Here is a 12795-nt window from a genome sequence, read left to right on the forward strand (position 1 = left end):
GAGGCCTGTCGGTCACCGACGTCTCAGGTCACGTCGTGCGGTGGAAACGTCCCGAGGAAGCCTGATCTCGGGGCTTGACGACGATCTGGTCGATGTTGACGTGCGAGGGGCGCGACGCCACGAAACCGATGATGTCGGCGACGTCGGCGGCTACCAGCGGAGTGATCCCCTCGTACACCTTGTCGGCGCGTTCCTTGTCGCCCTCGAACCGCACCAGCGAGAACTCCGTCTCCACGGCGCCCGGCGCAACCTCGGTGAGGCGAACAGGCTTGCCCAGCAACTCTCCACGCAGCGTCCGATGCAGCACGGCCTGTGCGTGTTTGGCCGAGGTGTAGCCCGCGCCGTTGTCGTAGGCCTCGAGCGCCGCCACCGACGTGATGGTGACGATCAGTCCGTTGCCCGAGTCGACGAGTTTGGGCAGGAGCGCCCTGGTCACCCGCAGGGTTCCCAGGACGTTCGTCTCCCACATCCAGCGCCAGTCGTCGAGGTCGGCGTCGAGGACCGGCGCCAGCCCCTTGGCCCCACCCGCGTTGTTCACCAGCACATCCACCCGGGGCAGGACTGCCGTGAAGGCGTCCACCGAGTCGTCGTCGGTGACGTCGAGCTCGAGCGCCGTACCCCCGATGTCCCCGGCGATCTTTTCCAGTCGATCCACCCGCCTCGCTCCGATGACCACATGAAAGCCCTGGTCAGCCAGTGTGCGGGCGGTGGCTTCGCCGATTCCGGAGCTCGCTCCGGTGACAACGGCGACGCGGGTGTCGGGTGAGATGATCATGCGGCCATGGTAGGGCTCGAGCCTTACCCGCGAACGGGCGCGGGCTCGTCGATGACCGAGTAGCTGCTCGCGTCGCCTGCGATGCTGCGGCTGCGTTCGCCGTGGATGTCGACGGGCACGTCCCCGGCCAGGGTGATGCGATTGAGCCGGCGGTACTGATCCCCGTAATCGGCGACGGCGTAGTGCTGCGTTGCGCGGTTGTCCCAGATGGCGACATCGCCCGGCTGCCAGTTCCACCGGGTCGTGTACTCGAGGGAGATGGCGTGATCCTGCAGAATCCGGAACAGCGCCTGTGATTGTGCAGAACTCAGGCCGACGAGATTCTTCACGAAATGGCCGAGCAGCAGGGTGCGTTCGCCGGTCTCCGGGTGCACCCGCACCACCGGGTGCACCGTCTCGAAGTAGGTGGACTGGAACTCGGCGCGGTACTCCTGCGTCTTCTCGTTCTGCGCCCGCTCCGCGCTCGTCGCGGCGTAGTCGTAGACGTTGGTGTGGGTGGCCCACAGGTTCTCGGCGAGAATCTTGAGCGGCTCCGGAAGCGCGTTGTAAGCCGCGACCCCGGACGCCCAGGTGGTGGAGCCTCCGTAGGTCGGAAGTTGCACGGCACGCAGAATCGACGCCTTCGGGATGCGGTCGACGAAGGTCACGTCCGTGTGCCAGCTGTTGGCCTTGCCGTAGTCGGAGTCGATGGGCAGCACCGTGGTTCCCCGCGAGGTGACGGTGGGGTGCGCGGTGGTGGGGGAGCCGAGCAGCTGTGCGAACTCGTACTGGGAATCGTCCGTCAGGTGCTGCTGTCCGCGGAAGAAGATCACTTTGTGGGTGAGCAGCGCCCGATGGATCAGCGACACCGTGGCGGGGTCGAGGTCGCCGCCGAGCCGAACACCGTCGATCCGGGCTCCGATGTGTTCGCCCAGTTGTACGACGCCGGCGGCGCCCGGAACGGCAGGGGAGTCGGCAACCTGATCGGGCGCGAAATCGATAGACATGATGGGCCTTTCGGGTATCGGAAGCGATGTGCAGTCCTGCAACCGAACCATCGGCGCGCCACCGCCGGAAGGTTTGGCGTCACTCTGATCGCAAGAGTCGCGGGGACCGTCGAATCGGCAGAGATTGGTGGAAGCGACCGAAGGTGCTATTTTTCTTGGCATGTCCTCAGGCCAGCCGACCGCTCCGCGGGTCACCTATGTGACTTCCGCGCTGGGATCGCGGCTGCCGTTGGCGCGGGAACTGTGTTGTCGCTGTTTCAGCGTCTCCAGCTGACCCGCGCAGTCTTCTCCTGATCAGCCGTCCGCGTCCCCGCAGGGACGACGCCGTGTTCGGACGAAGGTGCGCACCGCCTCCGTACGCAAGGACTACTTCGTGTCTACACCCACTCTTTCCAGTTCGAACCTGAGCGCCTCTCCCCGGTTCCAGCGTCCCTTGTCTCGTCCGCGCCTGACCATCGTTCCTCCCGAACTGCGGATCAGCGACGGTCCCGCCGCCGGTGTCCTTCGCGTGGCCCGTGCTCGCGGCCCCCTGTCGCGGGATGTGGCCGCCAAGGCGACCGGCCTCAGTATTGCGACCGTCAATCGTCAGGTATCGACGCTTCTCGATCTCGGGTTGCTCCGCGAGCGCGGCGATCTCACGCCCTCCGGTGCGATCGGTCGTCCCCGCGTCCCGTTCGAGGTGAACCACGAGCCGTATCTCACCGTGGGAATCCACATCGGCGCCGTGGTTACCAGCATCCTCGCGAGCGATCTGCGCGGAAAGGTGCTCGGGGCTGTGGAAGTTCCGACGCCGCGCGGTCCGTCCGCCGAGGCTCTGACCGGTATCGCCCGCAGCGCACGGGCTTTCGCGTCCCGCTGGCACCGGCGCAGTCCGCTGTGGGCGGGCGTCGCTCTCGGTGGACGCGTCGATGCGCAGACAGGTGTGGTCGATCATCCCCGGTTGGGGTGGAAATCGGCGCAGGTCGGAGCCATCATCGCCGCCGGGCTCGGATTGCCGGTGTCCGTCGCCGCCCACGTCGAAGCGATGGCCGCGTCGGAACTGTTACTGAGGTCGGACAGTGAGGATTTCGTGGCGCAGGGTGAAACGGGGCTGTACTTCTACGCGCGCGAAACCGCGGGAATTGCCATCACCATCGACGGCCGGGTGCACACGCCGTCGAGTGGGCCGGGTTCCATCGCGCACCTCCCCACCGGTTCCTCGGCGCAGTGCTCCTGCGGCTCGAGCGGATGCCTCGAAGCGACGATCAGCGATCGTGCAATTCTCGGTGCCGCAGTGTCGGCGGGCATCCTGCCGGAGTCGGCACGGCTGCCGTCGATGAGTGCGCTGTACAAGGCGGCGGCGGCCGGATCGGTTGTTGCGCACGATCTTCTGGTCGAGCGCGCTCTGGTGCTGGGCAAGGCGGTGGCCATGCTGCGGGACCTGTTCAATCCGGATCGGGTGATCCTCGGTGGTCAGGCCTTCACCGAGTATCCGGCCGGAATTCCGCACGTGGCCGAGGCGTTCGCTCGATCGTCGTCGTTGGAGCGCAAGGACATTCGCATCACGGGCTTCGGAAACCGGGTGCAGGAGTATGCGTCGACGGTGGTGTCATTGAGCGCTCTGTACTCGGACCCGGTCGGTGCGATGCGGCGTGTGTCTCTCCAGTAGGTGCGGATGGATCGGTCAGCCGCGTGCGTACTAGGCTGCGCTGCTGAACTTTCCGTCGGCAACGGGGCGGTCGGACAGCGGTCAGCTGAGGGGTGGCGCCGACGTGGCGTCCGGTGCGGCTCCCCGTCGCCGCAGTTCCTCGCGGGCGCGCTCGATGCCCCCGTGTTCGAGCGCTGCCAGAGGAGATTCGTCTGCCCACACGAGACGACCACGGCGACGGACGGTGACACTCATCGACCCGGCGAGATGTTCGAGGGCGCCCGCGATGTTGCGACGTTCCTCGGGCAGCGGTACCGGCAGCACGTGTGCGGAGCCGAGCGGGGAAGTGCCCTCGATCTCGACACTCCAGGTGCGGCTTCGTCCCCGCAGCGACCAGCGATCCTCGGTCACGTGTGCTCGTACCGGGGAGGTGACGGGGTTGCCGAGGCGGAACACGGTGCCGTCGGGCAGGGCGGCGACCACGGCGGTCACCTCGGTCCGCAGCGGGCCTGCGGAGATCTCGCCGCCCGCGAACGCCACGCACGCCTGGCGATCGGCGAATCCCTGAGCCTGCCCCCACCACCAGGAGTCGGGGAAACCGCCCTTCCCCCAGTTCTTCTCGGCGTACACCTGTGCGCCGCTGAGATCGATTTCGGTGTCGCCGAGCACCGCGGTGCCCTCGGCTCTGCCGCCGAGCAACCACGGATGCCAGTACTGGTTGAGCGCCGGAACGCTCTGGAAGACGCTGGATCCGCCGAAGCGGCGATGCGGCCATCCGACGCGATCGGTCACCCGGACGTCGAGTCGCGCATCCGGTCCGAGATCTACCTGGACGCGGTCGGCGGTGCCGCGGAACGCCCTGCCTGCGAACGCTCCCAGCCCAGCGGACTCCGCGTGTCCCTCCGGGTAGGCGTCGGTGCGCAGGAACCGATTGGGATGGGCGGCCAGGCCGAGCGTCGACCACTGACCGTCCGTAGCGCGGTTGATGCCGGCCAGCGCGATGACCACCTGGCCCGTGGCCGGCTGGGTGAACCGCCAGAAGTAACCCTCCATTGCGACGCCGTGCGTTGCGAGGAGGTTGCCGAACGGCAGGTCGGCTCCCGTGGCGCGGTAGGCGCGCAGCAACCAAGACATCGGATCAGCGCGCCGGTCGCAGGACCGTCTGAGGCTGGTGAGGAGATCAGCGGGTCCCATACCCGTGGATGCTAGGCGCGTAGTCCGGTCCCCGCAGGCAGTTCACGGGCCTCGAGTTCCTCAGAGCGGAAGCGACGATTCCGCGAGACCGTCCGGCGCCCCGCGGCGGCGGAACCACTCCTGGCCGAACACCGCACGGAGCTGCTCGTCCGGCATGGCGAGGAAGGGCCCGAAATCGCCGATCTGGGTGGCGTGCGCATGCATCGCCGCCCGCTTGACCTCGAGAACCCCGCTGACATCGACGACCGTGGTGATCTCCGACTCTGGTAGGCCGAAGCTGTCGAGGTCCGGCGGCTGCGCGTCCTCGGACCATTGGGGGTTGGCGGCCAGCAGACCCCGGATGTGGTCGCGGCTCACGGCAGCCTCGTACACGTGCGGCACACCGGACATCTCCGCGGCGCGGACTCCCACGTGGTGCACCTGGACGTGGTCGGGGTGCCCGTACCCGCCGTTGGGGTCGTAGATGGTGACGACGTCGGCGGCTTCCTCGACGAGTACGGCGGCCAGCCGGGCGGCCGCCTCCTCGACGTCGGCGTTGCAGAACGCAGCCGGGTTGTCGTTCTCCGGCGTGCCGGCCATCCCCGAGTCCGCGTAGTGGAGCATCACGACCCGCGCGGCGCCGAGGAGGGTGGTCGAGTGCTCGAGCTCGCGCCTGCGCCGTTCGGCGAGCGATTCGCCTTCGCTCAGGATCCCGTCGGGAACCTCGCCGAGCGCCCCGTCCGTGGCCGTGACGACGACCACGCGATGACCGGCGTCCGCGGCCTGCCGCATCACACCGCCGGTCGTGAACACTTCGTCGTCGGGATGGGCGTGGAAACACACCAGGACACTCATGAGGGCAATACTTGCACGCGCCCGACAGCGGCGGCGGCCCCCTAGGGTGGCCGCATGGCTATTCGTGAAACCTTGGGCGTCGACGGAACGCCGCTCGTCTACTCGGTCACCGGCGCCGAGGACGCGCGCCCCCTCGTCCTGCTGCACGGCTGGGCGCAGTCCTCGAAGTGCTGGGGCACCGAGGTGCTGGACGAACTGGCGGCCCGGTACCGGGTGATCGCTCCCGATCTACGCGGGCACGGGTATTCGGGCGTGCCCACCACCGGCTACGACGACTCCGCGGTCTGGGCCGGAGACGTGCGCGCGGTCCTTGCCGCCGAAGACGTCACGTCCGGGGCCGTCCTCCTCGGATGGTCGTACGGTGGGCTCGTCATCTGCGATTATCTCGCCACGCACGGGAGCGCCGCGGTCGACGGGGTGGTGCTCGTCGGTGCGATCACCAGCATCGGCCGGGGGGAGAAGGGCGGCAAAGTCGGCCCAGCGATGCGGGAAGCGGTTCCCGGCGCGATGTCGGAAGAGCCGCGCGTCGCCATTCGCGCGCTCGGCGCGTTCGGGACCGCCCTCACCGGCCCGCCCGAAGGAAAGGGTGCGCAGTCGCAGGCGCTGTTCGGCGCGAGCCTCAGCACCCCGCCACGGGTACGTGCGGCCCTCTTCGACCGCGCTGCGAGCCACGACGACCTGCTGCGGCGGCTCGACGTCCCTGTTCTGGTGATCCACGGCACCGAGGACTCCGTCGTGGACGTCGCGGCAGGCAGGCACGCCGCCGACCTCGTGCCGAACGCGCAGGCGTCGTTCTGGGACGGCTGCGACCACGGACCGTTCGTCGAGGATCCGGCCCGGTTCGTCAAAGAGATCGGCGAGTTCGTCGGCAACCTCGATTAGAAGCCCCGCCGAGCGAGGGGGCAGTATGGAGTTCGTGACGCCCATGTACAACGACCTCGGCGGGCTCGGCCGGGGTGCGCGCCCCCGCAGGGTGGCCGTGCTTTCGGTCCACACCTCACCGTTGGCGCAGCCGGGTACCGGCGATGCGGGCGGAATGAACGTGTACGTCCTGCAGACCGCCATGCAGATGGCCCGGCGCGGGGTCGAGGTGGAGATTTTCACCAGGGCCACGTCGTCCGCTGATCAGGCGGTGCAGGAGGCGGCACCCGGCGTGCTGGTCCGCAACGTGGTGGCCGGCCCGTTCGAGGGACTGGACAAGCAGGATCTGCCCACGCAGCTCTGCGCGTTCGTTGCGGGTGTTCTCCGCGAGGAGGCGCGCCACGAACCGGGCTACTACGACGTCGTGCACTCGCATTACTGGCTGTCCGGTCAGGTCGGCTGGCTCGCCCGCGACCGGTGGGGCGTGCCGCTCGTCCACACCGCGCACACGCTTGCCGCGGTGAAGAACGCGTCGCTCGCCGAGGGCGACACCCCCGAGCCTGCCGCTCGCCAGATCGGCGAACAGCAGGTCGTTGCCGAATCGGACCGTCTCGTCGCCAATACCGCCGAAGAATCCGAGCAACTGGTCCGGCATTACGGCGCCGACCCGAGCCGGATCGATGTCGTGGCCCCCGGCGCCGACCTCACGCGGTACCGGCCCGGCGACAAGGGTGCGGCACGGCGCGCGCTCGGCATCGACCCAAGCGAGACCGTGGTGACCTTCGTCGGCCGCATCCAGCCACTCAAGGCCCCCGATGTGCTGCTGAGTGCCGCCGCAGAACTCATCGCCCGCGATCCCGAGTCGAGCCTGCGGGTCCTCGTCGTCGGTGGTCCGTCCGGTACCGGGCTGGCCCGACCCCACGCACTGATCGAACTCGCCTCCTCTCTCGGTATCGCTGCCCACGTCACCTTCCTTCCCCCGCAGGCACCCGACAGACTCGCCGACGTGTACCGCGCATCCGATCTCGTTGCGGTACCCAGTTATTCGGAATCATTCGGTCTGGTCGCCATCGAGGCGCAGGCCTGCGGCACCCCGGTGATCGCCGCGAACGTAGGCGGCCTCGGTGTCGCGGTACGCAACGGCGAGACCGGACTGCTCGTGGACGGGCACCGCACCGGGGACTGGGCGACGGCGTTGCACTCGCTGGTGTCCGATCCCCGGCGGCTGGCTGCACTGGCCGCCGAGGCACCGCGACATGCCGAGAATTTTTCGTGGGAGCACACCGCGGACGGGCTTCTCGAGAGTTACCGGAAAGCGACAGTCAACTACAACTACGGAATCGGGCCGAACGAGTTCTCCCCGCGCCGCGGACGCGGATTGTGGAAACTGCGCCGGGTCGGGGGAGTGCGCGCATGAGCGATCTTGCCGAAGTCATCGAGTCTGCCCTTACCGAGCGTGAAATGGAGTTCACCAGGAAGGACTCGACGCATTTCATCGTCGAGTTGCCGGGTGAGCGCAAGTTGAAGACCACCACCCTGCTGACCGTCGGCACGCATGGTGTTCGGGTGGAGGCGTTCGTGTGCCGCAAACCCGACGAGAACTTCGAGGGCGTGTACAAGTTTCTGTTGCGCCGCAATCGGCGGCTGTACTCGGTGGCGTACACGCTGGACAAGATCGGCGACATCTATCTGGTCGGGCAGCTTGCCGGCCATGCCGTGAACGAGGACGAACTGGACCGCGTGCTCGGGCAGGTCCTCGAGGCAGCGGACGGCGATTTCAACACCCTCCTGGAGCTGGGATTCGCCAGCTCGATCAAGCGGGAATGGGACTGGCGGGTCTCCCGTGGGGAGTCGCTCGCCAACCTCAAACCGTTCGAGCATCTGATCGACGACACGGAGGAATGAGGTCCCGACAACTGCCCGCGGCACCGAATTACGCGCGGGTAGAGTTGCTGCAGCCTGTGACTGTCATCACAGGATAGGTACATGTTTCTGACTTTCACAGAAACTTGTGTCGACAACTGCTGCTGCAACATTTCGAGGGAGAGGCCCCAGTGAGCTTCAAGAGCCCGTTTCCGGACGTCGAGATTCCGAACCTCAGCGTCTACGACTTCCTCTTCGGCCAGGTCGATGCGGCCGAGGGGGATCGGCCGGCGCTGATCGACGGCGCTTCCGGTGCGGTCACCACCTATCAGGGGTTGATCGCCCAGATCAACTCGGTTGCGGGGGCGCTCGCCGCCCGCGGGCTGGCCGTCGGTGAGGTGGCGGCGTTGCATTCGCCGAATGTGCCGGCGTTCGCGTCGGTGTTCCACGGGATCCTGCGGGCCGGTGGGGTCGCGACCACGATCAACGCGTTGTACACCGCCGAGGACATCGCCAAGCAGCTCACCGACTCGAAGGCGAAGTTCCTGTTCACCGTCTCCCCGCTGCTGCCGCAGGCCAAGGCCGCGGCCGCACAGGTCGGGATCCCGGCCGCGCACGTGATCGTGTTGGACGGCGCGGACGGGCACCCGTCACTGCAGGATCTGCTGGCCGAAGGGGCGCCGGCGCCGGAGGTGTCGTTCGACCCGGCGACCCAGTTGGCGGTGTTGCCGTATTCGTCGGGCACCACCGGCCGGCCGAAGGGCGTGATGCTCACCCACCGCAACCTGGTGGCGAATGTGTGCCAGATCGACCGGCCGATCGGGATCGGTGCCGAGGACAAGCTCCTCGCGGTGTTGCCGTTCTTCCACATTTACGGGATGACGGTGCTGCTCAACGCGGCCCTGCGTAAGCGGGCCGCGCTGGTGACGATGCCGAAGTTCGACCTGGTCGAGTTCTTGACGATCGTCGCGGAGCAGAGGTGCACGTATGTGTTCATCGCCCCGCCGGTGGCGGTGGCGTTGGCCAAGCATCCGCTGATCGATCAGTACGACCTGTCGAGTGTGCATTCGATCTTCTCCGGGGCCGCCCCACTGGATCAGGAACTGGGTAAGGCGGTGGCGAACCGGCTCGGGTGCCGTGTGCGGCAGGGGTACGGGATGTCGGAGATGAGCCCGGTCTCGCATGCGATTCCGTTCGACCGGGACGATATTGCGCTGGACTCGGTGGGTCCGACCATCGCGAACATGGAATGCAAGCTGGTCGATCCCGGGACCGGTGCGGAGATCGAGCAGCCGGCCGAGGGGGTCAGCGCGGCGGGGGAATTGTGGTGCAAGGGCCCGAACATCATGGCCGGGTATCTCGGGAACGACGAGGCGACCGCGGAAACCCTGGATGCGGATGGGTATCTGCATACCGGGGACATCGCGACGGTCGATTCGGAGGGGGTGGTGACGATCGTGGACCGGATGAAGGAGTTGATCAAGTACAAGGGTTATCAGGTGCCGCCCGCCGAGTTGGAGGCGTTGCTGTTGACGCATCCGCAGATCGCCGACGCCGCCGTGATCGGGGTGCTCGACGAGGAGGGTGAGGAAGTGCCCAAGGCGTTCGTGGTCCGCCAGCCCGGTGCCGAATTGGACGAGGACGCGGTGATCGCGTTCGTCGCCGAGAAGGTCTCCCCGCACAAGAAGGTACGCAGGGTCGAGTTCATCGACCTGGTGCCGAAATCCGCCGCCGGCAAGATCCTCCGCAAGGACCTACGCGCCGCCGAGGCTGCGAAGTAGGCACTCCCGGCCGGCCTGTGGGCGGGCGGTAGAGGGGTTCAGGACGCAAGGGTTCCGGGACGCATGCCAGGATGAACGGCATGAGTACCGGAACCCTTGTGCTGCTCCGTCACGGCGAGAGCGAATGGAATGCACTCAACTTGTTCACCGGCTGGGTGGACGTTCACCTGACCGATAAGGGCATCGCCGAGGGCAAGCGCGCCGGCGAACTGCTCCGCGAGCACGACCTGCTTCCCGACGTGTCGTACACGTCGCTGCTGCGCCGGGCGATCAGCACGGCCAACATCGCGCTCGACGCAGCCGATCGGCACTGGATTCCGGTGGTGCGCGACTGGCGTCTCAACGAACGCCACTACGGCGCCCTTCAAGGGCGTAACAAGGCTCAGGTGAAGGACAAGTACGGCGACGAGCAGTTCATGCTGTGGCGCCGCAGCTACGACACCCCGCCGCCGCCGATCGACGCGGGTAGCGAATACAGCCAGGACGCCGACGCCCGGTACGCGGGACTCGACGAGGTACCCCTCACCGAGTGCCTCCTCGACGTCGTCAAGCGCCTCATCCCGTACTGGGAAGACACGATCTCCGCCGACCTGCTGGCGGGCAAGACCGTCCTCGTCACCGCCCACGGCAACTCGCTCCGAGCCCTGGTCAAGCACCTCGACGGCATCTCCGACGACGCCATCGCCGGGCTCAACATTCCGACAGGGATCCCGCTGCGTTACGACCTGGACGAGAACCTGACACCCCTCAACCCGGGTGGTACCTACCTCGATCCCGAAGCGGCGGCCGCGGGCGCTGCCGCGGTGGCGAATCAGGGCGGTAAGTAGTCCGTGTGGGCCGGCCGGGTGCCCCGTGCGCGGGGCACTCGGCCAACAACGGGTGAACGACGGGCGAAGAGTGCGGTTCCGACGTGTGACGTGCACGGAAATGGCTGAACCCTGCATCACCAGCGGTTCCCGCGAACGTACGATTCAGGCGTGAGCGTTGTTCAAGGCGTACTGCTTGCCGTCATGGGCGGCTTCGTCGGTTACCTGATCGGTGGTGTGCTGATTCCCATGCTGTCGACACGGCACTCGCAGCGGATGGCGGAGCAATCCGGGCTGACCATGTCGCAAGTGCTCGACCTCATTGTTCTGGCGTCGGAAAGCGGCATCGCCGTGGTGGACCAGTTCCACGACGTGGTCCTGTTCAACCCTCGCGCCGAGGAACTCGGCCTGGTCCGCAATCGGCTCGTCGACGACCGCGCCTGGGTGGCGGCTCTGCGCGTCCTCGAGACCGGTGAGCCCGTAGAAGTCGATCTCAGCGCGAAGGCCCCCCAGCGGGGACGTGACCGGATCGCTGTGCGGGGTACCGCACGGCTGCTCAGCAAGGAAGACCACAAATTCGTGGTCCTGTTCGCCGACGACGATTCCGAACAGGTGCGGATGGAGGCGACCCGCCGCGACTTCGTCGCCAACGTCAGCCACGAACTGAAAACCCCGGTCGGGGCCATGGGACTGCTCGCCGAGGCACTTCTGGAGTCGGCGGACGACCCGGAGTCGGTGCGACATTTCGGGGAGCGGGTGCTCCACGAATCGGTCCGCCTCGGCAAAATGGTCACCGAACTGATCGCGCTGTCCCGGCTGCAGGGCGCCGAGAAGCTCCCCGACCTCGAGGCAGTGTCGGTCGACGAGGTTGTGGACGAGGCCCTGCAACGGTGCAAGATCTCTGCGGAGGCGGCCGGCATCTCCGTCACCACCGACCATCCCAGCGGTTTCGAAGTGCTCGGTGACCGCGCACTGCTGGTCACCGCCCTTACCAACCTGGTGCAGAACGCCATTGCCTACTCACCGAAGCGGACACCGGTGTCGGTGAGCCGCTCGATGCGGGGCGCCAACGTCGCGATCTCGGTCACCGACCGCGGCGAAGGGATCGCCAAAGCCGACCAGGAACGGGTGTTCGAGCGCTTCTTCCGCGTCGACAAGGCCCGGGCACGGGCGACCGGCGGCACGGGACTCGGACTCGCCATCGTCAAGCACGTCGCCGCCAACCACAACGGATCCATCGAATTGTGGAGCAAGCCCGGAACGGGTTCGACGTTTACCCTGCAAATACCTGCACACATCGAGACAGTAGATCCGAACGGCGGGGACGCCGACGGCGGAAACGTCGGAAAGAGAGAAATCGGTATGGAGGCCAAGCGATGACAAGTGTGCTGATCGTGGAAGACGAGGAATCCCTGGCCGACCCGTTGGCGTTCCTGTTACGCAAGGAGGGGTTCGAGACGACCGTCGTCGGCGACGGACCCTCGGCCCTGGCCGAGTTCGATCGTTCCGGCGCGGACATCGTCCTCCTCGACCTCATGCTCCCGGGTATGAGTGGCACGGACGTGTGCAAGCAGTTACGCAGCCGATCCGGTGTTCCCGTCATCATGGTGACGGCGCGCGACAGCGAAATCGACAAGGTGGTCGGACTCGAACTCGGCGCCGACGACTACGTGACCAAGCCGTACTCCGCGCGGGAACTGATCGCCCGGATCCGCGCGGTCCTGCGCCGCGGCGTCGACAACGACCTCGACGTGGCGCAGGACTCGGCGGTCCTCGAGGCCGGCCCGGTCCGCATGGACGTCGAACGTCACGTGGTGCAGGTCAACGGCGAGGCGGTCACCCTGCCGCTCAAGGAATTCGACCTGCTCGAATACCTGTTGCGGAACTCGGGCCGGGTGCTCACGCGGGGTCAGCTGATCGACCGCGTGTGGGGTGCCGACTACGTCGGCGACACCAAAACCCTGGACGTCCACGTCAAGCGTCTCCGCTCGAAGATCGAAACAGACCCGGCCAAGCCTGAGCACCTGGTGACCGTGCGGGGCCTCGGCTACAAGCTCGAGGCCTGAGC

The 12795-nt window shown here is 67.1% G+C and carries 12 protein-coding genes; 8 read left to right on the forward strand and 4 right to left on the reverse strand.

The annotated features are described in order from the left end of the window. Positions 1-28: 28 nt before the first annotated feature. A complete protein-coding gene (locus CBI38_RS07770; protein ID WP_109327803.1) occupies positions 29-775 on the reverse strand; it encodes an SDR family NAD(P)-dependent oxidoreductase in 747 nt (248 codons plus the stop codon). A 23-nt stretch (positions 776-798) separates the two neighbouring features. Continuing rightward, positions 799-1761 carry a TauD/TfdA dioxygenase family protein gene (locus CBI38_RS07775; protein ID WP_109327805.1) on the reverse strand — a complete coding sequence of 321 codons (963 nt, stop codon included), beginning with the start codon at positions 1759-1761 and terminating at the stop codon, positions 799-801. Between the two features lie 373 nt (positions 1762-2134). On the opposite strand from CBI38_RS07775, the gene CBI38_RS07780 reads away from it, so the two are divergent. Further along, positions 2135-3409 carry an ROK family transcriptional regulator gene (locus tag CBI38_RS07780; protein WP_109334930.1) on the forward strand — a complete coding sequence of 425 codons (1275 nt, stop codon included), beginning with the start codon at positions 2135-2137 and terminating at the stop codon, positions 3407-3409. 81 nt (positions 3410-3490) lie between these two features. On the opposite strand, the gene CBI38_RS07785 is transcribed toward CBI38_RS07780, so the two are convergent. Further along, positions 3491-4522 carry a tocopherol cyclase family protein gene (locus tag CBI38_RS07785; RefSeq protein WP_109334931.1) on the reverse strand — a complete coding sequence of 344 codons (1032 nt, stop codon included), beginning with the start codon at positions 4520-4522 and terminating at the stop codon, positions 3491-3493. A gap of 120 nt (positions 4523-4642) precedes the next feature. Beyond that, on the reverse strand, positions 4643-5416 hold the full coding sequence (locus CBI38_RS07790; protein WP_109327807.1) for a PIG-L family deacetylase: 774 nt from the start codon (positions 5414-5416) through the stop codon (positions 4643-4645). A 54-nt stretch (positions 5417-5470) separates the two neighbouring features. On the opposite strand from CBI38_RS07790, the gene CBI38_RS07795 reads away from it, so the two are divergent. The 7 genes from CBI38_RS07795 to CBI38_RS07825 all read left to right on the forward strand — a co-directional run bounded on the left by CBI38_RS07795 (position 5471) and on the right by CBI38_RS07825 (position 12793). Further along, positions 5471-6298, forward strand: a complete 828-nt coding sequence (locus CBI38_RS07795; RefSeq protein WP_109327809.1) for an alpha/beta fold hydrolase — start codon at positions 5471-5473, stop codon at positions 6296-6298. A 25-nt stretch (positions 6299-6323) separates the two neighbouring features. Further along, entirely contained in the window at positions 6324-7694 is a 1371-nt protein-coding gene (gene mshA / locus CBI38_RS07800; RefSeq protein WP_418328320.1) for a D-inositol-3-phosphate glycosyltransferase, read from the forward strand. Continuing rightward, entirely contained in the window at positions 7691-8182 is a 492-nt protein-coding gene (locus CBI38_RS07805) for a type III secretion system chaperone family protein (RefSeq protein ID WP_109327811.1), read from the forward strand. The genes mshA and CBI38_RS07805 overlap by 4 nt, the downstream gene beginning before the upstream one ends. A gap of 149 nt (positions 8183-8331) precedes the next feature. After that, positions 8332-9921 (forward strand): AMP-binding protein, encoded by a 1590-nt coding sequence (locus tag CBI38_RS07810; protein WP_109327813.1) that lies wholly within the window; start codon positions 8332-8334, stop codon positions 9919-9921. A 71-nt stretch (positions 9922-9992) separates the two neighbouring features. Further along, complete coding sequence (locus CBI38_RS07815; protein WP_204164889.1) at positions 9993-10748, forward strand: phosphoglyceromutase; 756 nt, start codon at positions 9993-9995, stop codon at positions 10746-10748. 150 nt (positions 10749-10898) lie between these two features. Continuing rightward, a complete protein-coding gene (locus CBI38_RS07820) occupies positions 10899-12107 on the forward strand; it encodes a sensor histidine kinase (protein ID WP_109327817.1) in 1209 nt (402 codons plus the stop codon). Continuing rightward, entirely contained in the window at positions 12104-12793 is a 690-nt protein-coding gene (locus CBI38_RS07825) for a response regulator transcription factor (protein WP_109327819.1), read from the forward strand. The genes CBI38_RS07820 and CBI38_RS07825 overlap by 4 nt, the downstream gene beginning before the upstream one ends. The last annotated feature ends 2 nt before the right edge of the window (positions 12794-12795 follow it).

The organism is Rhodococcus oxybenzonivorans, assembly GCF_003130705.1.
GTDB classification, from domain to species: Bacteria; Actinomycetota; Actinomycetes; order Mycobacteriales; family Mycobacteriaceae; genus Rhodococcus_F; species Rhodococcus_F oxybenzonivorans.